Origin of the sequence: Pseudomonas sp. PDM03, from assembly GCF_014852385.1 — a bacterium.
GTDB classification, from domain to species: Bacteria; Pseudomonadota; Gammaproteobacteria; order Pseudomonadales; family Pseudomonadaceae; genus Aquipseudomonas; species Aquipseudomonas migulae.
Map to the genome: position 1 here is coordinate 842,400 of NZ_JACVBM010000001.1, position 24,385 is coordinate 866,784.

A 24,385-nucleotide genomic window follows, 5' to 3' on the forward strand; every position below is an offset into this window, starting at 1 on the left:
GTGGCTACCTCATCAGGATGGGACGGGCTCTGTGGCTCGTTTTCGATGAGGCGACTATGAGGGGCACCGGAAAAACATTACAGATTCAGGAGGCCTCAAAAAAACCATATCAGTTTGATGGATCACTACTTAGGTTGATTCGGCATCTCATCAACGATGGGGGCGTAAAGCCTTTTGAAGCGCCAATCGTACGAATCGCCGGCCTTGTTGGTGCCACACTCCCAACTGCACGACCACGTCATCAAGCCTCTGATCCCGTTGCTGTCTTTTACCAGTCGTTTGAGTGCATTTTTCACAAAAGCGGGATCAACTACATACCCGTTGGCGGCTGCATCGATACTGCTGGGCAAGCCGATAACGAATTTGTCGGCAGGGATTTTGGTGAACCCATAAGCACCTGTTACCAATGCGGTGGTCAGGTAGTAGAGGAAATCTTCCTTGCGCACACCATCGTTTTGCGCCAGCCAAGGTGGATTAAGGCCTGGCACATAAAGCCCATCACCGTTCTGGTTGTAGTATTGCGGGGCAATGAAGTCGTAATGGTCCTCCAGCGCTGTCAAATACGGTACGTACTTGCCACTAGTGACCAAGTGCGGAAATTCCGGCGCCATGCTGATGATGAAATGCTTGCCTTCCTTCGCGTAGTGCTCCCTGACCAGCTTCAGCGCGGCGGGAATTACCTTGTTGTTATCGGCAAAGTCGATAGCGGCCTGCTCCAGATCGATGTCCAGCCCATCAAAACCATAGACTTCCGCCAATCGGATAATTTCAGTGGCAAGCGCCTGTTCCTGACCGTTGCGCAGTTCAATGTGAGCATCGGCGCCCCCCAGTGAAATCAGCACCGCGCGACCTTGCTTGTTGAGTACGCCAACCTGACGCCGAAACTCCACATCGGTTTGGTTGTATGGCTTGAATGTCGGGATACCGGCCCCCTTCATGAACGCGACGGCCACAACGTTGTATTCGACGGGGATGTCTTCCAGTTGCACTTCACCCGTCAATCCGCCTTGATACCCGGCACTCGGTCCCCAGTTATGCCAAAAACCCATGAATATCTTTTTCCCGCGAATATCGGGCATCTCGGACGCGTCATCGGCAGGCGCCTTGGGGCCTGTATAAGTGAAAGTTGTCATTGGTTCACCCTTGAGTTCAGAACATCCTGTATGAAAGTGCCCCTCCTGATCGCCATGACCGGCAGGGCTGACTTGCCTTGAACGCAACCACTGGAACTCACCACTACCCAATGCGTCAGCGGGTTTATTAAACCGCTGGATTCAATCCGCCGATACTGTCAACTCTGACAGGTACGGCGCCTTTATCTGATCCGTATTAATTGCGCTTTCCTGAATCTGTTTTGTTTTCGATGAGGTTTCTACAGTTCACGGCATGCCAGTCCGGGTGGCCTGGCAAGACTTTGCAACCGTGGAAGCATTGACCATGAGCACAGCAACAATCGGACAGGCCTATAACTACAAGGTCGTCCGCCAATTCGTCGTGGCGACCATTTTCTGGGGCGTCGTGGGGATGGCGATGGGGGTGTGGATCGCCTCGCAACTGGTGTGGCCCGAGATGAACCTCGACCTGCCGTGGACCTCGTTCGGGCGTTTGCGTCCGCTGCACACCAGCCTGGTGATTTTCGGCTTTGCCGGCAGCGCGCAGTTCGCCGCCAGTTATTACGCAGTGCAGCGTACCTGCCAGGTGCGGCTGTACTCGGACACCCTCGCCGCCTTTACCTTCTGGGGTTGGCAATCGGTCATCGTGGTGATGCTGATCACCCTGCCGCTGGGCTACACCACTACCAAGGAATACGCCGAGATCGAGTTCTCCGGCGCGGTGTGGATGACCGTGGTCTGGGTGGCGTACGCCGTCGTGTTTTTCACCACAGTGGTGCAACGCAAGACCCATCACATTTACGTCGGCAACTGGTTTTTCGGTGCATTCATCGTGGTGATCGCCATGTTGCACGTGGTCAATCACCTGTCGATTCCGGTGGACTGGTTCAAGTCTTACCCGGTGTATTCCGGCGCCACCGACGCCATGGTGCAGTGGTGGTACGGGCACAACGCGGTGGGTTTCTTCCTGACCACCGGGTTCCTCGGGATGATGTATTACTTCGTGCCGAAACAGGTCGGGCGGCCGGTGTATTCCTATCGCTTGTCCATCGTGCATTTCTGGGCGCTGATCACCCTGTACATCTGGGCCGGCCCGCACCATTTGCACTACACCGCGTTGCCGGACTGGGCGCAGTCGTTGGGCATGGCCATGTCGCTGATCCTGTTGGCGCCGAGCTGGGGCGGGATGATCAACGGCATGATGACGCTCTCGGGTGCCTGGCATAAATTGCGCACCGATCCGATTTTGCGTTTTCTGGTGCTGTCGCTGGCCTTCTACGGCATGTCGACCTTCGAGGGGCCGATGATGGCGATCAAAACCGTGAACGCCCTCTCCCACTACACCGACTGGACCATCGGCCACGTGCACGCCGGCGCCCTCGGCTGGGTGGCGATGATCACCTTCGGTGCGGTCTACCACATGATTCCGAAAGTCTTCGGCCGCGAGCAGATGTACAGCACGCCGCTGATCAACCTGCATTTCTGGCTGGCGACCATCGGCACCGTGTTGTACATCGCCTCGATGTGGGTCAACGGCATCACCCAGGGCCTGATGTGGCGCGCGATCAACGACGACGGCACGCTGACCTACTCCTTCGTCGAAGCCTTGCAGGCCAGTCATCCGGGATTTGTGGTGCGGTTTGCCGGTGGCGTGTTCTTCCTCAGCGGCATGCTGTTGATGGCTTACAACGCCTGGCGCACGGTACGGGTTTCCGACGTGGCGATGGCTGAACGTGATGCACGGATTGCCTGAGGCGAGGGGCTGAAATGTTCGAGATCGTGTTGAATATCGTGGGGGTTGCGGGGCTTTGGCTGGCGGTCGAGTACTGCCTGAAGCAGCAGACGGCAGAAAGTCTGGAGGAAGCGAGCCTGATCCCGTTTGCCGATGACCCGGAGGTGGCACGACGGGTGGAGTTGGCGACGGGGAAAGTAGTGAAGGCGGTTGCGCCGGAAGTGGCAAAGCCCGGTTGGGTGAATCTGGATATGTGATTCGAAGCTGATGACCCCATCGCTGGCAAGCCAGCTCCTACAAGTGCGACGCATCCCCTGTAGGAGCTGGCTTGCCAGCGATGGCGGTCTCGGATCAGCCGCGATCTCTAGGGATCAGACTCTGCAACTGCTGCGCCAGGAAATTCGCGTCGAAGGCAAAGGTGTCCGGGTCCTTCAAACCATTGGTCTTGCGCCATTGCCAGCTGCTCGATGGCGGCAGGCACACCAGCGAAATGCTGCCATATCGCGCGGCGGTCAGGCCCATCACCGCCAGGGAAATCTGCCCACCGGTACCCATGACGTCCGGCACGAACTCCACGGGTTTGCCGGCGATCACGATGCCCAGTTTCTCGGTCTTGAACGTTGACGTCTCGACCGGAACGCTCGGCCCCGAGGCAACATACGCCTCGCGACTGACTTCCAGCAGGTTCGGCGCCCGGACCGGTTCCAGCCATTGCTGGATCTGATCGAACAGCTCGCCAATGCGCGTCGCCCACACGGCCGATTGCGACTCGAACAGTTGTTTTTTGTGCGCTTCGCTGTCTGCGTAGTGGCGAAGCATCTCGCCCAGTTGCTGTACGTCGTCCATTGCGGTGTTCCTTTGGTTGAAGCAGTGCTGCGGACTTTGAGCATGGCAGATGCGCGCGGCGGGCGTACGACTAAAAGCGTGAGCGGTATTGGCTGGGGGTCATGGCGAGGAATTTGCGGAAGGCACTGCCCATGTGCGACTGGTGGGTGAAACCGGCATCAATGGCGATGTCAGCCAGGCTCAGCCGGGTGTGCTCGATCATCCGCCGTGCCGCCTGCAGTCGTACTTCAACGAGGTAAGCGTGCGGTGTCAGGCCGATGGCGCGGGTAAAGTCGCGCAGAAAGCGCAGCTCGTTCTGGCCGTAGGCCGTCGCCAGTTGTTGCAGCGTGAGGGGCTGATGGAATTGTCCGGCGATCAGGTCCAGCACTTGGGCGAGTGCGGCTGGCGCGGGCCGATGAGCCATTTCGACCTGCGGTTGCGCCAAACCCACAAATCCCAGGGCACATTGCTCCAGTGCCAGAAAGTCGGGGTGTGGCGCGAGTAACAAACGCCGCACTTCGCGCGCCGGGCTCAGCGCCTGTCGATTGCCGCAAGACTGTACGCGATGGCCAACGGCGGGCAATTGCTCATCGGCAAACGATTCGTCCAGCTGCATCAGCAAGTATTCGCCGCCGGTGGACGATTCGGAAAACACTTCGACGCCCACCGGCGTATACGCCAGAACACCGGGCAACGTATCGAAATCCACCCGCCGATCCGAGTCAATCGCGTGCACACCCTGCTGGCGCTCCAGCGTCACCCCGAGGGTGCGCGACTGCGCCGGATCGCGGGCGCTGTAAGCGGCACGGGGCAGAAGTTGCAAGCTGACTTTAGCGCCCGGAAGCCGTTGGCTCAGCATGTGAAATTTCCTGATAGAAAGCCGTGAAGCGCCACGGGATACTCCCAGACAAAGGGTTGCCATCAACAGGAGCACGCCATGCGCACCATCGGCCTTATCGGCGGCATGAGCTGGGAGTCCAGCGCCGAGTATTACCGCCTCATCAACCAACAGGTACGCGACCGGCTCGGGCCGTTGCGTTCGGCGAAACTGCTAATGTACAGCGTCGACTTCGGGCCTGTCGAACAGGCCCAGCATGCCGGCCGCTGGGATGATGCGGCGCTGATTCTGGTGGATGCCGCGCGGCGGCTGGAGGCTGGCGGCGCCGATTGCGTGGTGCTTTGCACCAACACCATGCACAAGGTCGCCGGGCAGATTCAGGCGGCGATCAACATTCCGTTCCTGCACATCGCCGATCCGGCCGGACAAGCGGCGGTGGATGCCGGCGCGCTGAACGTCGGGTTGCTGGGGACTGCGTTTACCATGGAACAGGACTTTCTCAAGGAACGCCTGACGTCGATGGGGCTGACCGTACTGGTGCCGGAGGCGAAGGAGCGCCAAGCCGTGCACCGGATCATCTACGACGAGTTGTGCGTCGGGGTGATCAGCGAGGCCTCACGCCGGATTTATCAGCAGGTGATCGAATCCCTGCGCCAGCGCGGCGCCCAGGTCATCATCCTCGGTTGCACCGAAATCGGCCTGCTGATCAAACCCGAACACAGCGCCCTGCCCCTGCTCGACACCACCGAACTGCATGCGCAGGCAGCGGTGGCGTTTGCACTGGGCGAGTGAATCAACCCGCCTTGGGCGTGCGACGCAGACGCGCCATGCTCAAGGTGTCCACCAACACTCCGTCACGCACGGCGTAGTCCCGAAACAGGCCTTCGGTTTCAAAACCAAACTTGCGGTACAAACCGATGGCTGCTTCGTTGTCGGCGTACACCGACAGCTCGACCCGTTGCAGATTCATCCAGTTGTCGGCGATGTCCAGCGCGGTGGCCAGCAGCTTCGAGCCAACACCCTTGCCCTGCCACGCCTCAGAGACTCCCATGCCGAAATTGGCGGCATGGCTGCGGCGGATGCGCGAAAACTGCTCAAGACCGATGTTGCCGATCACCGTCCCCTGATGCAGCGCCACCAGCTGTACATGCCGTTCGTTGCCCGGATCCAGGCGTTTGCGCCAGACCTCGATGGACTGAAACGGCATTTGCAGCACTTGCCGGGTAATCGCTGGCTCGTTGTAAAGCGCGGTGATGCCTTCGAGGTGGGATTCGTTGAAGCGTTCAAGCGTAATGACAGCGTCAGTGACGGGCATGGGTGATTCATCCTTGATACAGACATGGCCGCTCACTCTACAACGCAATCTTCCAGCATGACGAATACCAAATGTAGGAGTGAGACCGGATTGCCGGCGATAGCGTCCGGACAGTCAACATCAATGTTGAATGTTATGGCCCTATCGCCGGCAAGCCGGTCTCACTCCTACAGTAGGTATTGCTCAGGCTTCGAACCACTCCCGGCGCTCATTGAAGGTGTTTTCAATCAGTTCGACGATCATCTGCACCTGAGCTTCATCCTGCGACTGCGCATTGACTGCCATCCATACCTGGCGGTGCATCGGTTGGCCAAACAACCCCGGCAACGCGATAAGGCCACGGTCGAAGTGCCTGATATATCCAGGCAGCAAACCGATACAGGCGCTGCATCGGATCATCTCCAGCATCAGCTCGTAGGCATGCAGCTGCACCACCCCGGCGAGGCGCTGATCCACCAGCGCATTCCACGGCACAAAGCTCTCGACCTGACGATGAGGCTGCCATTGCACCAACAGGAAATCAGCTAGGTCATCAAGGTTGTCCGGGCGTGACGCAGTGCGTGAATAACGCTTGGCAATGTGCGGCAGGTAGTCGAGCCGCGCCAGGCGTTGCGGCTCGCCGACGGCAAAACTCGGGCCCGGCAGCGGTGAATCGGTGCCCGCCAGCCACACCACCACATCGGCGCTGACGGCGCGCAGGGCCAGCTCGCTGTCGAGGGAAATGATCTCCAGACGCACACTGGCGTTGCGGCGCAGCAAGGCCACCAGGTCGCGACCGAGGATGTCATGCAGGATCGATTCGGCGACGGCCAGGCGCACCAAGGGCTGTTCGATCACCGGCAAGTCGCGTTCATGGGCCAAGGCAATCAACTGCGCCTGAAGCTGCAAGCCTTCACGACTGAGGGCGACGCCATTGTCGCCATGGCTGAACAGCGAGCACTGCAGGTGCGCTTCGAGTTGCGCCAACTGCTTGCGCAGCAACGTCGCCTTGATGTTGAGACTGCGCGACGCCTGCATGAAACAACCGCAGCGGGCACTGACCATGAACGCTTGCGCCAGTTGCGGTTCAAGCGCGGCGGCCTGCGCATGTATGGATGACGAGGTGTCTACCGGCGAGCGGTATTCGGCAGGGCTTTGGCGCCCGGCGGTTTCCATGAATGACATCAATGACTCCCTGTCGATCTGTCCTTTGAAAACCTCATCCTGCGCAACGTTCATGAACCTGATGTGACAGCGTCCTCACGCGCTGGGGGTCTGGCGGAAACTCACCGCCAGGCGATTCCAGCTGTTGATGGTGGTAACGGCGATGGTCAGGTCGACCATCTCGCTCTCGCTGAACTGTTCCCGGGCCTGGGCGTAGACGTCGTCCGGCACATGGCTTTGCGAGAGCAAGGTGACCGCTTCGGTCCAGGCCAGCGCCGCGCGCTCGCGCGGGTTGAAAAAGCCGCTGTCGCGCCAGACCACAATCGAATACAGACGCCGGTCGGTCTCGCCGAGGCGTCGCGCGTCCACCGAGTGCATGTCGGTGCAGAAGGCGCAGCCGTTGAGCTGCGAGGCGCGGATCTTGATCAGGTGCAGCAGCGCCGGCTCGATGCTCAGGTTGCTGGTCAGCGCCTCCATGGCGATCATGGCTTTCATCGCTTTGGGCGACGCGCTGTAGTAATCCAGACGGGAAGTCATGGCGTGCCTCGTGGATTGATAGATGTTTTCACGGTAGGCGCTGATGCGCCGGCGATACAGATCCAATTGCGCGAAATACCGGTGGACCACTCCGAGCAGACCAATCCGCGGTTTTTCCCCCACGCAACTTCTGCACGGCGGCGCATGCGGGTAATCTGGCGCGACGCACACGCGCCTTAACCGCCCAGGAGCCCCGCCGGTATGGAACTTCATGTTGTCATCAACGGCCGCAAGGACCTGGCAGGCCAGTTGTACAACCAACTGCGCAGCGCCATCGAATCCGGTCGCCTGGCAGCCGGGACGCAACTGCCGCCCAGCCGTCTGCTGGCCGAACAACTGGGCATCTCGCGCAAGACCATTTCCGACACGTATGCGCAACTGACCTATGAAAACTTCCTGACCGGGGTGATCGGCAAAGGCACCTACGTCAATGCCCGGACGGCAAAAACGCAGCCCAAGCAAAGCCATTCGCAGTTGGCGAGTGCCGAAGTCATCGAGTCATGGCGCAATTTGCCGGTGTTTTTGCGTCACCCGACGCTGGAAGGCTCGCTGCGTTATGACTTCATCGGTGGCGCCACCAGCAAGGGCCAGTTTCCGCAGGACGATTGGCGGCGCTGTACCTCCCACGCGCTGCGTCAGATGTCCGGTTCCAAAGGCTTCTACAGCTTGCCTGAAGGCCTGCCGGCGCTGCGCAATGCGATCGCCCGGCACATCGCGTTTTCCCGTGGGGTGAATTGCCAGGACGAAGACGTGGTGGTGTGCAACGGCGCGCAACAAGCGCTGGACCTGATCTCCCGCGTGATCACGCGCCCCGGCAGCATCGTCGCCATGGAAGATCCCGGTTACCCGCCCGCGCGCCTGCTGTTCGGCAGCCACGGCGCCACGGTGATCGGCGTACCGGTCGACGAAGACGGCATCCAGGTCGACAAAATCCCTCTGGGCACCCGGCTGATTTATGTCACGCCGTCCCACCAGTTTCCGCTCGGCATGCCGATGAGCCAGGCACGTCGCGTGGCGCTGCTGGAGCGCGCCTACGAGTTGGGCGCGATCATCATCGAGGACGATTACGACAGCGAATTCCGCTACGAAGGCCGGCCCACCGACTCGCTGCAAAGCATGGATGAACGCGGGATCGTCGCCTACGTCGGGACCTTTTCGAAAACCCTGCTGCCGGAACTGCGCCTCGGCTACGCGATTTTGCCGCCGGCGATTCTCGAAGCGGTGATCCGCGCCAAGCAACTCACCGACCTGCACACCTCCACCCTGCCCCAATGGGCACTGGCCAAATTCATCGCCGAAGGCTGCCTGCTCAAGCACATCCGGCGCTGTCACACGATCTACGCCGGGCGTCGCGAACGCATCCTCACACGCATCGCCGGTGACCTGTCACCCTGGCTCGAAGCGATCCCGAGTACGGCGGGTTTCCACATGGTGCTTATGTGCAAAGTGCCTATCGATATGCCATTGCTGATCGAACTGGCGAAAAAGGTCGAAGTCGGGCTGTATTCCATCGATACCTTTTACTACCAGCGGGCCCCACAGGCCGGGCTTCTCATGGGGTTTGGCGCCATTGAAACCCTGGACATCGACACCGCGCTGGACCGCTTGCGTGACATTTTTCAGCAAATCGCCTGAGCGATTGGTCTGGGTTTTTATCCGGCAATTGGCTATTGGCGGTCCGCAAGTGCAGGCCTATCCTCGTAAGCGTTATCCCTCAATGAGCAGGATTCGTCCGGCCTGATTCAGGAGTGTGAGCAATGTCCAACGAAGTGATCAACACCGTAAAGGTGCAGGCCGCAGCCGGCCGCTCGGACGAACTGGGTAAGCAACTGCAAAAGATTGTCGAAACCCTGCGTGAACAACCGGGCTGCGAATCCTATATGGTCGACCGCTGCCCCGAGGACAGCAACCGCTGGAACGTCAGCGCCCGCTGGCAATCGGAAGCGGCCATGCAATCGCATTTCAACACCCCACAGGCGCAAGGTTTCATCGACCTGATCGATTGCCAATTGGCGAACGCCGTGGACTTCAACAGCTTCCCGATCCGTTAACCCCCCCCTGTAGGAGCCGGCTTGCTGGCGATAGCATCACCTCGGTGTACCTGATGCACCGCGGTGATGCGATCGCCAGCAAGCCGGCTCCTACAAGGCGATCCATTCACCTCGGTGTGCCTGATGCACTGCGGTGATGCTATCGCCGGCAAGCCGGCTCCTACAGGCGACCATTCACCTCGGTGTGCCTGATGCACTGCGGTGATGCTATCGCCGGCAAGCCGGCTCCTACAGGTTTTGCATTGCCTTGCGTAAATCCGGATTGGTCCCCTGACCTTCTGCTGAATTGGCTGTTTGATTGCGGTCACTGGCGGACTAACGTTGTTTGCGACAACTAACCCTCCGCAGGTGATGAATCATGAAAGTTTTGCGTTTATTGGCCACCCCGCTTGCCGTCCTCGCCCTGAGCGTTTCTGCCTCGGCATTCGCCCACGACCCTTCGGAAAAAGTCACGATTCTGCAAGATGAAGTACTGAAAAACGTCCCGGGCAAAAAGGCGCTGATGATCGAAGTCGATTACAAGCCGGGCCAGTCCTCCATCGCCCACAAGCACGAAGGCACCGCGATGGCGTATGTGATTTCGGGCTCGATCACTTCCCAGGTGAAAGGCGAGCAACCGAAAACCTACAAGGCTGGCGAGTACTGGTATGAAGCCGCCGGTTCGGAGCATCTGGTCTCGAAAAATGCCAGCGCAACCAAGCCGGCCAAACTCCTGGTGTTCATGGTGTTGTCCCCCGACGAGAAAGTGTTGATCCCATTGGAAAACTGATAGCTGAACGTACAGCCATAAATAAACAGGCCCGAATCGAAAGTTCGGGCCTTTTTATTGCCCGACGCAATTAACCGACAACTTTTAAACCAAACAAGACTATTGGCACCTGACAAGTTCATGAATTGGCTATTTCATTCAGCCGCCACAGGTTTAGTCTGAAGTCACTGCCAACACCGGCAACTTTAACTTCCGACTCAAGTTGTTTCACTGGAGAGACACCCATGAAACTTGCACTTGTCAGCACCTTGTCGCTTGCCGCTGTTTTAACCGGTTGCTCAATTCCCACTGCACCGACGGCAGTTTCTTCACTCGACGGTATCTTCAGCACACCCGTCGGCCGCAGCAGCGCCACCCATGTCGCCAGCGGCGGTCAGGTCTCGCTGGGCATCGTCTACAGCCGCAACACCCAGACCAACCGCGCCTACCTGCAGGACTATCAGGCCAATGCCGGCACCGGTTTCGGCCAGAGCCTGCTGGTGCAACCGATTCACGATGCCTACGTCGCCACCTCCAAACCCGACCTGGCGGTGGATTGGGTCAAGGCCTCGTTGCAGCGCCAGTTCGGCTCGGTCACGGTGTACCCGGACATGCAAAGCCTCAGGGCGGCGAAACCGGACGTGGTCGCGATTGTCGACACCCGCAGCCAATTGATCACCTCACGCAGTTCGGATATCAAGGCCGATGTAAGTGCGGACTTTTATGATGCCAACTTCAATTACATCGGCACTGCGCAAGGGCATGACGCCAAAGCATTGAGCCCGGTGTGGGCGGACTATAAACGCAGCGAAGAGATCGTGGCGGATATTAATGAACAGCAGAATGTGCAAGTTCGGGCATTGCAGAAGTTTGACCATTCGCTCAGTAATTTATTGACCAGGCCGACAGATAAAGTGTCGATGATTGATAATAACGCTGGCGGGAAGTTGTATTGAGGCAGATGGCCCCATCGCCAGCAAGCCGGCTCCTACAGATTTTATGTCGTTCGCAGCTCCTGTGATCGACACAAAATCTGTAGGGGCCGGCTTGCTGGCGATGAGGCCCGCCCGGACACCACAAACATTCAGACAAAAAAAGCCCCGCATCTCTCAATGCGGGGCTTTTTCATTCAGCGACTGATCAGGCCGCCGGTTCCAGCTCGGCACTGGCGGTGACAGCAGCGGCAGGCACCACCGCTTGGCCGCTCAACGCCAGGTCCAGCAACTCACGGTTGGCTACCGCATACATCGCGTAGTCAGTGCCGCTCGCCGCACGGATTTCCACCAGCATGGCGCGCCAGCGTTCGATCATGCTTTCGTTCTCTTCCATCCACAGCGCCAGGCGTGTTTCCACATCCTGAGTGCCGTCGCCCTGTTGCAGGACGGAGATGGTGATCGCACGTTGCTGCCAGTCGACGTCATCGCGGAACGCTTCACGGGCCAAGGCCTGCCAGTTGTTTTCAACCGGCAGAGCGCTGATCTGTTGCAGGTACCAGGTGACGTCCAGCGCGCTGCCCACGGCGAAGTAAGCTTTCGCCACGTCCGCAGGGTTCTGGCCGGTCACGTCGGAGGCCTCGATGATCGGCAGCAGCGTGTACAGGTGCGAAGTACCAGCCACCATGCGCGCCAGCAACTCCGGCACACCGGCTTCGACGTACGCCTGATAACGGGACTGCCAGTTTTCGTGGATCTCGCCGCTCAGCAGTTCGTCGAGCTTGAGACCCAACTCCTTCAGGTGCGGACCGAAATGCGCAACGTCACGGGCAGCGTTCTGCTCGTTGCGGCGGGCACGCAGGAACCAGCGCGTAGCGCGACGGCCCAGACGCATCAGCTCGTCCATCAGCTCCAGTTGTACGTCAGCGGAAACCTGGTAATCCAGGGCCTCTATCTGCCGGAACCAGTGCGGGAGATGGAAGATGTCACGCACGATCACGTACGCACCGGCCACGTTCGCCGGGCTCATGCCGGTCGACTCTTTGAGTCGCTGAACGAAGGTGATGCCCATGTGGTTCACCAGATCGTTGGCGATCTGAGTGCTGACGATCTCGCGCTTCAGACGGTGACGACGCATGGCCTCGGAGAACTTGCTCACCAGTGTTGGCGGGAAAGCAGTTTCCATGTCGCGGGTCAGGTAGTCGTCGTCCGGTACACGGGAGTCCAGCAACTGCGCCTTGAGGTCGATCTTGCTGTAGGAGATCAGCACCGACAGCTCGGCACGGGTCAGGCCGTGGCCTTCCGCGAGGCGTTCGTTGATCGCGTCTTCCGACGGCAGGAACTCGATGGCGCGATCCAGCTTGCCACGGCCTTCCAGATCGTTCATCAGGCGCTTGTATTCGGCAATCCGCACGAAGGCACGACGGGCCGCCAGGGACAGGGCCTGAGTCTGCTTGTAGTTGTTGCCCAGCACCAGGTTGCCGACTTCGTCGGTCATGCTCGCCAGTAACTGGTTACGTTGCTTGTCGGTCATGTCACCGGCGTGAACCACTTCGTTCAGCAGGATCTTGATGTTCACTTCGTGGTCGGAGCAATCCACGCCACCGGCGTTGTCGATGAAGTCGGTGTTGGAACCGCCGCCATTGAGGCCGAATTCGACACGACCCAATTGGGTCATACCGAGGTTACCGCCCTCGCCCACGACTTTGCAGCGCAGTTCGTTGCCGTTCACACGCAGCGCATCGTTGGCCTTGTCGCCGACATCGGCGTGGCTTTCACTGCTTGCTTTGACGTAAGTACCGATACCGCCGTTCCACAACAGGTCTACCGGTGCCTTGAGCAAGGCATTCAGCAGTTCGGTCGGGGTCAGCTTGTCGGCCTGAATGTCGAAGCGCTCTTTCATCTGCGGGGAAATCGCGATGCTCTTCGCGCTGCGCGAGAAGATCCCGCCGCCTTCCGACATGATGCTGGTGTCGTAATCCGACCATGCCGAACGTGGCAGATCGAACAGGCGCTGACGCTCGGCGAAGCTGTTCGCTGGCTCAGGGTTCGGATCGATGAAGATGTGCAAATGGTTGAACGCAGCGACCAGTTGCAGCTTGTCGGACATCAGCAAGCCGTTACCGAACACGTCACCGGCCATGTCGCCGACGCCCACTACCGTGATGCTGTCTTCCTGGACATTGATGCCGCGTTCGCGGAAGTGACGTTGTACGCCAACCCACGCGCCTTTGGCGGTGATGCCCATTTTCTTGTGGTCGTAACCGGCAGAACCGCCGGAGGCGAACGCGTCACCCAGCCAGAAACCGTAGTCGATGGCGATGCCGTTGGCGATGTCGGAGAAGGTTGCAGTGCCCTTGTCCGCAGCGACTACCAGGTACGGGTCATCGTCGTCATGACGCACGACGTTGGCCGGTGGTACCAGTGCGCCGTCTTTCAGGTTGTCGGTGATGTCCAACAGGCCCGAAATGAAGATGCGGTAGCAGGCGATGCCTTCGGCCGCGATCTCGTCACGGCTGCCGCCCAGAGGCAGGCGACGCGGCAGGAAGCCGCCCTTCGCGCCGACTGGCACGATGACCGAGTTCTTCACTTGCTGGGCTTTTACCAGACCCAGGACTTCGGTACGGAAGTCTTCTTCACGGTCAGACCAGCGCAGACCACCGCGAGCCACGTTGCCGAAGCGCAGGTGCACGCCTTCGACGCGAGGCGAGTAGACGAAGATTTCGAATTTCGGTACCGGCTTCGGCAGCTCTGGAATCTGGTGCGGGTTGAACTTGAAGCTGAAGTAGGACTTGTTCTGACCGTGTGCATCGGTCTGGTAGAAGTTGGTCCGCAGGGTCGCTTTGATCAGGTCGAGGTAACGACGCAGGATGCGGTCTTCGTTCAACACCTGGACGTCGTCCAGTGCTGCCAGAATCGCGTGTTCCAGACGTTGCTGCTTGTCTTCCAGATCGTCGGTGGCCAGCTTGCGCGCCAGGTAGAAGCGGGTCTTGAACAACCGGGTCAACTCGCGAGCGATGTCGGTGTGGTTGTTCAGGGTGCTGGCGATGTAGCCGAGGTCGAAGCCCAGGCGAATCTGCTTCATGTAGCGTGCGTAGGCACGCAGCAGCGCAACATCGCGCCATGGCAGGCCGGCGGTCAGTACCAGACGGTTGAATGCATCGTTCTCGGCATCGCCACGCACGATGTGGACGAAGGCGTCCTGCAAGGTGTCGTTGAGTTGCTGGATGTCGAGTTCCAGGCCTTCGGCGGCGGTGAACGCGAAATCGTGAATCCAGAACTCGCGGCCATTGTTGTGACGCAGGCGATACGGAAACTCACCCAGCACACGCAGGCCGAGGTTTTCCAGGATCGGCAACACGTCGGACAGGGCCAGCGGGGTATCGGCGTGATACAGCTTGCAGTGCAGCTCGCGCTGGCCGGAGACCTGACCCAGTGGCTGATAGAAGCTCATCACCAATGGATTTTTTTCGTTCAGGCTCAGCAGGTGCTGCATGTCGACCACAGCCGAATGCGCAGCGAAACGCTCGCGATAACCGGCCGGGAAGCCTTTCGGGAAGTCCGCCAGCACGTTGGTGCCGTGGGCTTCGCCGAAGCTTTCCACCACCAGGCTGGCGTAATCGTCCTGCCAGCTGCGGCAGGCCTGGATCACTTCGTTTTCCAGTTGCAGCGGGTCGATGTCCAGACGGTTCTTCGGATCGACGCGCAGAATCAGTTGCACGCGGGCCAGTACGGACTCGGAGAAGAAGGTCCAGAACTCGCAGTCCGAGGCTTTCAGGCGATCCATCAGCACTTGCTGGATCTTCTGGCGCACTTCGGTGGAGTAGATGTCACGCGGCACGTAGGCCAGGCAGTAGCAGAAACGGCCGTACGGGTCTTTGCGCAGGAACACGCGAATCTTGTTGCGTTCCTGGATCTGCACGATCGACATCACGGTGCTGAACAGCTCGTCGACCGGGGTCTGGAACAGGTCATCACGCGGCAGCACTTCGACCACCTGCGCCAGTTCCTTGCCCAGGTGAGCCTTGGCCTGGAAGCCGGAGCGGCGTTCGATCTCTTCGACCTTGCGGCGGATGTACGGAATGACCCGCACGCTCTCGCCATACACCGACGAGGTGTACAGGCCCATGAAACGGCATTCCTTGATGACCTTGCCGTCAGCGTCGATCTCGCGGATCGACACGTAGTCCGGGTAAGCCGGACGGTGTACGCGGCTTGGGTGCGCAGCCTTGGCGAACGACAGCAGGGTAGGTTCGCGCAGGTAGTTCACGGCGTAGTCTTCGATGCGCAGGTCATCGTAGGTCAGGCCGGTGCGCAGCAGTTTGGTCAGGCCGAGGAAGGAATTCTGGTCGTAAACGATGTGGCCGCCATCGGCTTCATCCTGAACCACGAACTCTTCGTAGCCGAGGAAGGTGAAATGGTTGCCCACCAGCCATTCCAGGAAGCTTTTGATTTCAGCTTTTTCTTCGCCGTCGACCGCAAATTTGCTGTTGTCGAGGCCGGTCAGGATTTCCTGGACCTTGGCTTTCATCGGCTCGAAATCGGCGACCGCGACGCGGACTTCACCGAGAACCTGTTCCAGCTCTTTGCTCAGGACATTCAGTTCTGCGGTGTTCGCGCAACGGTCGATTTCCAGGTACATCAGGGATTCTTGCAGGATCCCTTCGCCCTGGGTGCCTTTAGGCAGGATTTCCAGCAACTCGCCTTTGCTGCCGCGACGCACGCTCAGCACAGTGGTTTGCAGAGTATGAATGCTGTAGCCGCGACGGTTCAGCTCGGTACGCACCGAGTCCACCAGGAAAGGCAGGTCGTGATGCAGCACTTCGACCGCGGTGTGGGTCGACTGCCAGCCGTGGCGTTCGTAATCAGGGTTGAAGACGCGAACCTGCGGTTGCGCGTGATCGAAGCGCTCAAGCAGGCGCCACGCAGAAAGGGTGCAGCCGGCGAGGTCGGACAGCCGACGCTGGGTCAGCTCGTCAAGGGAAATGATGCCGAAGAATTGTTCAGCGAACAGCGCCACTTGTGGCAGTGCCTGTTCACTGATGTGCTGCGCCAGTGCCGCTTGCAGTTGGTGCTGGAAGTCGGCTTTGCTGGCTGCGGTGAAGAACGCCATCTGTGGTACTCCGCTTGGGCTTGTTATTGATGGAAGCGTCGCGTGCAAAACCCCTTTCGGGGCGATCCGTCACCCGGTTCCTGATTCTCGGGCAGAGGAAACAGGGTGACAGGTGGGTGAAGCTGGACGAGACACTCAGGTCACATTCACCTTCCATGAATGGGCATCTGCAAAAACGACTGGCAGATCGACAGCGCAATGTCTTTACAGGTGCTCATCCGTTGCGCAGCTTAACCAGTGCGGCAAGGCCCGTGCTTGCAGCGCTGCGACATATTCGGTCATCGGCACGCAGCCAACGCCCTGCGTATCGGACAACACTAGCAGTCGTGTAGGAAATTGGGTGTTTTATGCCCGGATTTACAGCACCTTCGTGCCAGAAATGACCAACAGCGCCCCGAATGTTCACGTCACATTCTCTGACAGTCAGCCGAGCAGAAATTCCCGAGGGCTGGCAGAATTGCCTTTTGTTGTGTTCACAACGCTCGCCGAGCCAGGAAATACCCATGAAAATGACCACCGCCCTGTTGATCGTCAACCCGTGTGACGAGGAAGAAGACAACATGGCCATGCTCGCCTGCCACAGCGATCAGGGTGAAATGTTCCTGATGAGCCGCTACCCGGACGAGGACGAGCTGGAGATCACCCTTGATGGCGAACCTTCAACACTGGACGGCGTGAAAGTGACGCTGAGCCCTACCCGCTTGCTGATCGAAATCGCTGCGGCGGATGCGGATGCGCTGAATGGTGATGATTCGCTGGAAATCATTCACAGCACTGATGCGGCGGATTTGGCCGAAGTAGAAGAAACGTTGCAGAACATTCTCAAGGGTACTGGCACCTATATAAGCGAGATTTGATGGTGCCTTGACTGGCCTCATCGCGAGCAGGCTCACTCCTACAATTGATCGTCGTACACCGTCAATGTAGGAGTGAGCCTGCTCGCGATGGGGCCGGCACAGCCACCCAATCACTCCCCTGCTACAAATCTCCAACAATTCCCCCGATCATTTCCTGCACTTTGCACAAAATGCCGTTAGTCGCCGCCCCCCGCGATAGATTAAAGTAACGCCCCCAGCCCTGGCGTTATTCGAACGTCTTCGGTCACCCTTTCCAGGAACAGTCATCGATGGAACATCGTGAAGCGCTGCTCGCGCTGCGAACCTTTCTTTCAACGCAGATTCTCGGCCAGGAAAAACTCATCGAGCGCTTGCTCATCGCCCTGCTTGCCGACGGCCACATGCTGGTCGAGGGCGCTCCCGGCCTGGCCAAGACCAAGGCTATCAAAGAACTCGCCGAAGGCATCGAAGCCCAGTTCCATCGCATTCAGTTCACCCCCGACCTGCTGCCTGCCGACATCACCGGCACGGAAATCTATCGCCCGGAAACCGGCAGTTTCGTGTTCCAGCAAGGCCCGATCTTCCACAACCTGGTATTGGCGGACGAAATCAACCGTGCCCCGGCCAAGGTCCAGTCGGCTTTGCTTGAAGCCATGGGCGAGCGTCAGGTCAGTGTCGGGCGCAGCACCTACGAGCTGTCGCCGCTGTTCCTGGTGATGGCCACGCAAAACCCGATCGAGCAGGAAGGCACTTACCCGCTGCCCGAAGCGCAGCTGGACCGCTTCCTGATGCACGTGAAAATCGGCTTCCCGGACGCCACCGTCGAACGCCGCATCCTGCAACAGGCCCGTGGCGAAGCCCTCAACGGCGAAACCAAACCGGAGCGCCGGGTCAGCCAGCAGGCCATTTTCGCCGCCCGCAAGGAAATCCTCGGTCTGTACATGGCTGACGCAGTGGAGGAATACCTGGTGCAACTGGTCATGGCCACGCGCACACCGGCCAAGTTCGACCCGGAAATGGCCGAGTGGATCGCCTACGGCGCCAGCCCGCGCGGTTCGATTGCCCTCGACCGCTGTGCCCGCGCCCACGCCTGGCTGGCCGGTCGCGACTTCGTCAGCCCGGAAGACATTCAAGCGGTGCTGTTCGACGTCTTGCGTCACCGCATCATTCTGTCCTTTGAAGCCGAAGCCGCTGGCATCGACCAGGACCGGGTGGTCCAGCGGATTCTCGACGTCGTAGCCGTCGCTTGACCCCGATGAACGTCATTCTGCCGCCCGAGCCGGGCATCCGCGTCAGCCTCGCCGAGCTGATCGAGATGCGCCATCGTGTGCGTGAAGTGCAGCTGTTTTCCACGCCGAGCCAGCGCAGCCCGCTGATCGGCCTGCACCACTCCAAGCTGCGTGGCCGTGGCGTCGATTTCGATCAGGTGCGGGTCTATCAGGCCGGCGACGACGTGCGCAGCATCGACTGGCGCGTCACCGCCCGAACCCAGGAACCGCACACCAAGCTGTTCCATGAAGAACGCGAGCGGCCGATTTTCATCATGGTCGAACAGAGCCGACGGCTGTTTTTCGGTTCGGGGCTGATGTTCAAATCGGTGCTCGCCGCCCAGGCCGCCAGCCTGATCGGCTGGGCCGCGCTCGGCCATAACGATCGGGTTGGTGGGCTGGTGTTCGGCGATAACGAACACTACGAAATCAAGCCCCGGCGCAGCAAACAAAGCCTGCTGCAATTTCTCAACCGGCTGGTGCGCGTCAATCAGTCGTTGCACACCGAAAGCGAGCAGAACCGCGATGCCCTCAACCTGGCCCTGCGTCGTGCCCGGGAGGTGCTGCGCCCCGGCAGCCTGGTGATCGTCATCTGCGATGAGCGCGCGCTGACTGAGGGCTCCGAGCAGCAATTGAGCCTGCTGTCGCGCCATTGTGACCTGCTGCTGCTGCCACTGTCCGACCCACTGGACCACGCCCTGCCCGCTGCCGGCCTTTTGCGCTTTGCCGAACGTGGCGCGCAACTGGAACTCGACACGCTGAATTTCGACCTGCGCCAGACCTACCGCGCCCAGGCCGAAGCGCGCATCGCCCATTGGGAATTGCTCGCGCAAAAACTGCGGGTGTTGTTGATGCCCCTGAGCACCCAGAGCGAAATGGTCGAACAACTGCGCGAGTACCTGAACCCGCAAAAACCGGGGAAATATCGATGAGCAGCCTCGATCAACTGCAACCGCTGATTTCCCCGCCGCCGATTGGCTTTTGGCCACCGGCACCGGGCTGGTGGTTTTTGCTGTTGTTACTGCCGCTGATCGGCTTCGGCCTGTGGAAGGCCCGGCGTTTCCTGCCGAACAAGCGCCCCATCGTTCGCGCCGAACAACCGCTGGACCCGGTGCGCATCGCCGCACTGGCCGAACTGGCGCTGATGCCCAAACCTTACGACGGCGCACCGGCCGGTGCCTGGCTGCAGCAACTCAATGGCTTGCTCAAACGCCTGTGCCGCAACCATTACCCCTACAGCCAGAGCCACACCCTCAACGGGCGCAAGTGGCTGGCGTTTCTCGACAACCGTTGCCCGGCCGCCGGGCTGACGCGCTGGATGGTACTGGTCGAAGGCGCCTACAAACCCGAATGCAAACTCGACGACAAGGCCATCGCCGGCCTGACCCAAGCCGTCGACACGTGGATTCGCAAACATGTTTGAGTTCGCCTGGCCGTGGATCTTCGCCCTGCTGCCGCTGCCGTGGTTGATGCGCATCGTGCTGCCGGTGGCCGACAGCGGCGAACCGGCACTAAAAGTCAGTTTCCTCAGTGACCTCGAAGGCCTGGCCCGACGCCGTGCCCGGGCTAACCTGCCAGCCTGGCGGCAACAAGCGCCGTTCATCCTGTTGTGGCTGTTTTTGCTGATCGCTGCAGCGCGCCCGCAATGGCTCGGCGAACCGTTGCCGATTGCCGCCAGTGGCCGTGACCTGCTGGTGGCGGTGGACGTTTCCGGCTCCATGGATTTCCCTGACATGCAGTGGCAGGACGATGAGGTCAGTCGCCTTACGCTGGTGCAACATTTGCTCGGTGATTTTCTGGAGCGGCGCGAAGGCGACCGTGTCGGCCTGATCCTGTTCGGCAGCAGAGCGTACCTGCAAGCACCGCTGACCTTTGACCGGCGCACCGTGCGGGTCTGGCTCGACGAAGCGCGCATCGGCATCGCTGGCAAAAACACCGCCATCGGCGACGCCATCGGTCTCGCGCTCAAACGCCTGCGCCTGCGTCCGGCGCAAAGCCGTGTGCTGATTCTGGTCACCGATGGTGCCAACAACGGCGGCGAAATCGACCCGCTGACCGCCGCGCGGCTGGCAGCCAAGGAAGGCGTGAAAATCTACCCGATCGGCATCGGCGCCGATCCCGAACAAAGCGGCACCGCAGGATTCCTCGGAATCAACCCGAGCCTGGACCTCGACGAGCCTGCGCTGAAGGCCATCGCCGCCGCCACGGGCGGCCAGTATTTCCGCGCGCGCGACGGCAAGGAATTGCAAACGATCAAGGAAACCCTCGATCAACTGGAACCCGTGACCCAGCAACCGACCCAGGCCCGCCCGGCGCAGGCGTTGTATCACTGGCCGTTGGCGATGGCACTGCTGTTGAGCCTGTTGCTGGTGGCGCGCGAACGCTGGCCGGATAACCCGTTGCAGCGCCTGTTTACCAAGGATCTGTTCTTGCAAACGCAACTGCCTGACTGGCGTCAGCGACTCAAGCGCCTGCGCCTGCGGAGGCGCCGATGAGTGCGCTGTGGCCTTACTGGTTCCGCCCTTGGTGGCTGCTGCTGTTGCCACTGCTCGGCTGGTTGCTCTGGCAACTCTGGCATCGACAGAAGCGCGCCGGGCGCTGGCAGATGATTCTGCCGCCGGCCTTTCATTCCGCACTGCTCAGTGGCGGCAACGGTCGCGACAGCAAATTGCCGTGGGTCGCCCTCGGTGTGGCGTGGCTGCTGACGATTCTGGCGCTGTTGGGGCCGAGCTGGGAGCGCGTCGAGCAAGCCAGCCAGAAACCGGCCGACCCGCTGGTGGTGATCCTTGAGCTGACCCCGGAGATGCTCGCCACCGACGTGACGCCAAACCGGCTGGAACAGGCCCGGCGCAAGCTGTTCGACCTGCTGCAAAACCGCAGCGACGCCCAGACCGCCATCGTCGTCTATGCCGGCAGCGCACACACGCTGGTGCCGCTGTCGGATGACCTGTCTACCAGCCGCAATCTGCTGGAGGCGCTCAAGCCGTCGTTGATGCCCCAGACCGGCCATCGCGCCGATCTTGCGGTGACCAAAGCCCTTGCGTTGCTGAATCAGAGCGCGTTGGGTGACGGCCGGATTCTGCTGATCGGTTCGTCCCTGACCGAACTGGAACGCGAAGGCATTCAGCAGGCGCTGGACGGCAAGGCGACCCGGTTTTTGATGCTCGGCATCGGCACCGCCGAAGGCGCACCGATCACTCAGGAGGACGGCAGTTTCCTCAAGGACGATCAGGGCGCGATTCTGGTGCCGCACCTGGATGAGCCGAACCTGAAAGCGTTCGTCAACGGCCTCGATGGGCGCTATCGCCACGCGCGCCTGGACGATGCCGACCTGCGCGCCCTCGGCTTGCTCGATGGCCCGCGCAACTTGCGCAATGACGGCCAGACCCTGCGTCTCGACAGCTGGGCCGATCAGGGCTACTGGCTGTTGCTGCCGCTGTTGCTGCTGGCGGCCTGCGCCGGTCGACGCGGCTGGCTGTTCTGTCTGCCGCTGCTGTTCCTGTTGCCGCAACCGAGCTATGCCTTCGATTTCGAAGACTTGTGGTTGCGCCCTGACCAGCAAGGCCTGCATCTGTTGAAAAAGAAGCGTCCGGCCGAGGCCGCGCAACATTTCCAGGATCGGCAATGGCAAGGCGTGGCGCTTTACGAGGCCGGCGACTACAGTGGCGCCGCCCAGCGGTTCGCCGAAGGCAATGATGCCCACGCCCACTACAATCGTGGCAACGCCCTGGCCAAAGGCGGTGAGCTGGAAGCCGCACTGGATGCTTACGAACAGGCACTGGAGCGGCAACCGGATCTGCGTCCGGCGCAGACCAACAAGGCCTTGGTGGAAAGCTTGATCAAGCAGAAAAACACACCGGCGCCCGTTGAACCGGACAAAACCGAAGGCGACGAGACCGGGACCCCGCAGGAACCACCGCCGGGCGCAGCCACCCAACAGTCGAATAGTGGCGAACCGAAGTCCGATGCCCAGACCACGGCACCCGATGCAGAACAGTCGGATACGACACCGGCGCGCCCCGGCACCAATGAGGTGCCCGGCAGCGAATTGGGCGACGAACAAAGCACCACCCCGCCGTTGCGCCCTGCCAGCGATACCATCGATGGCGAACAGCGCCAGGCGCTGGAACAATGGCTGCGCAAGATCCCGGACGACCCCGGCGAATTGCTCAGGCGCAAATTCTGGTACGAACAGCAGCAACATCAGGATCAGGAAAAAACCCGATGACCCGCTTCACCGCTTTCATGCTTGCACTGTTTATCTGGACCGTTCAGGCCCAAGCTGCGCAACTGGTCGCCAGTGTCGACCGCAGTCGCCTGAACTCCGGCGAAACGGTCGAGCTGACCCTGGAGTCCAACGATGTCACCCAGTTCGGCAAGCCCGACCTGACGGCGCTGGAGCCGCTGTTTGAAGTGCGCGGCACCCGCCAGGTCAACCAGTTGACGACCCTTAACGGCGGCAACGGCGCCACCACCCGCTGGATCATCACCCTGCTGCCTCGCCAGAACGGCAGCGTGGTGATTCCGTCGCTGCAACTGGGCGATGTGCAGAGCCAGCCGATCACCTTGCAAGTGGTCGAGAGCGAAACCCAGGACAGCACACAAAAACTGGCCCCGGTATTCATCGACGCCAGCCTCGATCAAAACAGCGTGTACGTGCAGGCCCAGGCGCTCCTGACCTTGCGCATCTACCATTCCGTGTCGCTGTATGACGACAGCAGCCTGACTCCGTTGCAGATTCCCGATGCGCGCATCGAGCAGTTGGGCGAGTCGCGCACTTACGAAAAAGACATCAACGGCCTGCGCCATGGCGTGATCGAATTGCGCTACGCGATCTACCCGCAACACAGCGGCCAGTTGACCATTCCGGCGCAGATCTTCAGCGCCACGCTGGTGGACGCGCAGCCGGCCAAGGACGTCGAGTCCCAGGTGCCGAAATCCGGCAAATTGATGCGTGTCAGCTCGGTCGAACTGCCGCTGACCGTCAAGCCGAAACCTGCCACTTACCCGGCTGACGTGCCTTGGCTGCCGGCCCGCAGCCTGACCCTGAGCGAGAGCTGGAATCCGGAACCGGATCACACGCAAGTGGGTGACTCGCTGACTCGCAGCCTGATTTTGGAAGCCGAAGGTTTGGCCAGTTCACAACTGCCGCCATTGCCGGCCACCGACGTCAACGGCTTGCGGCGCTATCCGGATCAGCCGGTGCTGGTCAACCAGAATAGCGAGCGTGGCCTGATCGGCAGCCGCGAAGACCGTGAGGCGCTGGTGCCTGTTCAGCGGGGGAACGTCGAGTTGCCGGCTGTGGATGTGGTCTGGTGGAACACCTTCGAAGATCATCTGGAACACAGCAGCCTGCCGGCGCGGACGCTGCAAGTGGTGAACAATCCGGGCCTGATGGTCGATACCCCGGCCGGCACGCCGCTGGTCATTTCCCCTGCCGACAATGAAGCGCTCTGGTGGTGGAAACTCAGCACCGTCATTCTCGCCTGCACCACCCTGCTGGGTTTCGGCCTCTGGTGGCGTGCCCGCTGGCAACCGGCGATCCTGCGTGCAGCCCAGACCGGCCCGAGCCCGCGCACCGTGCTCGACGACCTAAAGCGCGCCTGTCAGGCCAACGACTCCCACGCCACCCGCCAGGCCCTCGACGCCTGGGCCCGGCAACAACCGGAAACCCTGGCCGACATGGCGGCGCGATTCGTACCGTTGTCGGACGCGCTGGATGGTTTGAACGGGGCGCTGTACAGCGAAACCGGCCAGCATTGGCAAGGTGAAGAGCTGTGGCGCGCGATCAAGGCAATCCCGATTGCCGAGCGGGTTCAAGACCCGGTCGGCGACAGTGGATTGCCGCCGCTTTACCCGAAGTAACGTTCACTGACTGTTGAGACGAAACTCCTACGGATGACGCCCTGTCACGTCAGAACCTTCGACAGCGATC

General features: G+C 60.4%; 21 protein-coding genes. 14 read left to right on the forward strand and 7 right to left on the reverse strand.

From position 1 onward, the window contains the following. Nucleotides 1–125: 125 nt before the first annotated feature. Entirely contained in the window at nt 126–1,133 is a 1,008-nt protein-coding gene (locus tag IB254_RS03850) for a glycosyl hydrolase family 18 protein (RefSeq protein ID WP_192416469.1), read from the reverse strand. 304 nt (nt 1,134–1,437) lie between these two features. Between IB254_RS03850 and ccoN the strand changes: the two genes are divergently transcribed. Further along, nucleotides 1,438–2,865 (forward strand): cytochrome-c oxidase, cbb3-type subunit I, encoded by a 1,428-nt coding sequence (gene ccoN, locus IB254_RS03855; protein ID WP_008030155.1) that lies wholly within the window; start codon nt 1,438–1,440, stop codon nt 2,863–2,865. A 14-nt stretch (nt 2,866–2,879) separates the two neighbouring features. Then, nucleotides 2,880–3,101, forward strand: coding sequence for a cbb3-type cytochrome c oxidase subunit 3 (locus IB254_RS03860; RefSeq protein WP_192416470.1), 222 nt, complete (start codon nt 2,880–2,882; stop codon nt 3,099–3,101). 94 nt (nt 3,102–3,195) lie between these two features. Here the strand turns inward: IB254_RS03860 and IB254_RS03865 are convergent, their stop codons facing one another. Then, a complete protein-coding gene (locus IB254_RS03865; protein ID WP_192416471.1) occupies nt 3,196–3,690 on the reverse strand; it encodes a hypothetical protein in 495 nt (164 codons plus the stop codon). A gap of 70 nt (nt 3,691–3,760) precedes the next feature. Continuing rightward, the gene (locus tag IB254_RS03870; protein ID WP_192416472.1) at nt 3,761–4,528 is read right to left on the reverse strand and encodes a helix-turn-helix domain-containing protein; all 768 of its coding nucleotides are present in this window, start codon (nt 4,526–4,528) and stop codon (nt 3,761–3,763) included. 78 nt (nt 4,529–4,606) lie between these two features. Between IB254_RS03870 and IB254_RS03875 the strand changes: the two genes are divergently transcribed. Further along, nucleotides 4,607–5,299 (forward strand): aspartate/glutamate racemase family protein, encoded by a 693-nt coding sequence (locus IB254_RS03875; RefSeq protein WP_192416473.1) that lies wholly within the window; start codon nt 4,607–4,609, stop codon nt 5,297–5,299. Nucleotide 5,300: 1 nt separating this feature from the next. Here the strand turns inward: IB254_RS03875 and IB254_RS03880 are convergent, their stop codons facing one another. From IB254_RS03880 to IB254_RS03890, 3 genes are all read right to left on the reverse strand, one after another. Further along, nucleotides 5,301–5,822 (reverse strand): GNAT family N-acetyltransferase, encoded by a 522-nt coding sequence (locus IB254_RS03880; RefSeq protein WP_192416474.1) that lies wholly within the window; start codon nt 5,820–5,822, stop codon nt 5,301–5,303. 183 nt (nt 5,823–6,005) lie between these two features. Further along, nucleotides 6,006–6,986 carry a LysR family transcriptional regulator gene (locus IB254_RS03885; RefSeq protein ID WP_192416475.1) on the reverse strand — a complete coding sequence of 327 codons (981 nt, stop codon included), beginning with the start codon at nt 6,984–6,986 and terminating at the stop codon, nt 6,006–6,008. 75 nt (nt 6,987–7,061) lie between these two features. After that, a complete protein-coding gene (locus IB254_RS03890) occupies nt 7,062–7,502 on the reverse strand; it encodes a carboxymuconolactone decarboxylase family protein (protein WP_192416476.1) in 441 nt (146 codons plus the stop codon). Between the two features lie 201 nt (nt 7,503–7,703). On the opposite strand from IB254_RS03890, the gene IB254_RS03895 reads away from it, so the two are divergent. From IB254_RS03895 to IB254_RS03910, 4 genes are all read left to right on the forward strand, one after another. Then, on the forward strand, nt 7,704–9,137 hold the full coding sequence (locus IB254_RS03895) for a PLP-dependent aminotransferase family protein (protein ID WP_192416477.1): 1,434 nt from the start codon (nt 7,704–7,706) through the stop codon (nt 9,135–9,137). A gap of 122 nt (nt 9,138–9,259) precedes the next feature. Continuing rightward, a complete protein-coding gene (locus IB254_RS03900) occupies nt 9,260–9,553 on the forward strand; it encodes a putative quinol monooxygenase (RefSeq protein ID WP_008042903.1) in 294 nt (97 codons plus the stop codon). Between the two features lie 358 nt (nt 9,554–9,911). After that, on the forward strand, nt 9,912–10,322 hold the full coding sequence (locus tag IB254_RS03905) for a cupin domain-containing protein (RefSeq protein ID WP_008030133.1): 411 nt from the start codon (nt 9,912–9,914) through the stop codon (nt 10,320–10,322). Between the two features lie 224 nt (nt 10,323–10,546). Continuing rightward, nucleotides 10,547–11,257: an ATPase gene (locus IB254_RS03910; RefSeq protein ID WP_192416478.1), complete on the forward strand. Its 711-nt coding sequence runs from the start codon at nt 10,547–10,549 to the stop codon at nt 11,255–11,257. 184 nt (nt 11,258–11,441) lie between these two features. Here the strand turns inward: IB254_RS03910 and IB254_RS03915 are convergent, their stop codons facing one another. Beyond that, nucleotides 11,442–16,346: an NAD-glutamate dehydrogenase gene (locus IB254_RS03915; RefSeq protein ID WP_192416479.1), complete on the reverse strand. Its 4,905-nt coding sequence runs from the start codon at nt 16,344–16,346 to the stop codon at nt 11,442–11,444. Between the two features lie 503 nt (nt 16,347–16,849). On the opposite strand from IB254_RS03915, the gene IB254_RS03920 reads away from it, so the two are divergent. The 7 genes from IB254_RS03920 (at nt 16,850) to IB254_RS03950 (ending at nt 24,315) form a co-directional block, all read left to right on the forward strand. Next, the gene (locus IB254_RS03920) at nt 16,850–17,203 is read left to right on the forward strand and encodes a hypothetical protein (RefSeq protein WP_192416480.1); all 354 of its coding nucleotides are present in this window, start codon (nt 16,850–16,852) and stop codon (nt 17,201–17,203) included. A 269-nt stretch (nt 17,204–17,472) separates the two neighbouring features. Beyond that, nucleotides 17,473–18,432: an AAA family ATPase gene (locus tag IB254_RS03925; protein WP_008030123.1), complete on the forward strand. Its 960-nt coding sequence runs from the start codon at nt 17,473–17,475 to the stop codon at nt 18,430–18,432. Nucleotides 18,433–18,437: 5 nt separating this feature from the next. Beyond that, nucleotides 18,438–19,382, forward strand: coding sequence for a DUF58 domain-containing protein (locus IB254_RS03930; RefSeq protein WP_008042897.1), 945 nt, complete (start codon nt 18,438–18,440; stop codon nt 19,380–19,382). Further along, nucleotides 19,379–19,873: a DUF4381 domain-containing protein gene (locus tag IB254_RS03935; RefSeq protein WP_008030120.1), complete on the forward strand. Its 495-nt coding sequence runs from the start codon at nt 19,379–19,381 to the stop codon at nt 19,871–19,873. Before IB254_RS03930 ends, IB254_RS03935 begins: the two co-directional genes overlap by 4 nt. After that, a complete protein-coding gene (locus IB254_RS03940) occupies nt 19,866–20,945 on the forward strand; it encodes a vWA domain-containing protein (RefSeq protein ID WP_008042895.1) in 1,080 nt (359 codons plus the stop codon). The genes IB254_RS03935 and IB254_RS03940 overlap by 8 nt, the downstream gene beginning before the upstream one ends. Next, nucleotides 20,942–22,678, forward strand: a complete 1,737-nt coding sequence (locus tag IB254_RS03945; protein ID WP_192416481.1) for a VWA domain-containing protein — start codon at nt 20,942–20,944, stop codon at nt 22,676–22,678. The genes IB254_RS03940 and IB254_RS03945 overlap by 4 nt, the downstream gene beginning before the upstream one ends. Then, nucleotides 22,675–24,315 (forward strand): BatD family protein, encoded by a 1,641-nt coding sequence (locus IB254_RS03950; RefSeq protein ID WP_192416482.1) that lies wholly within the window; start codon nt 22,675–22,677, stop codon nt 24,313–24,315. Before IB254_RS03945 ends, IB254_RS03950 begins: the two co-directional genes overlap by 4 nt. The last annotated feature ends 70 nt before the right edge of the window (nt 24,316–24,385 follow it).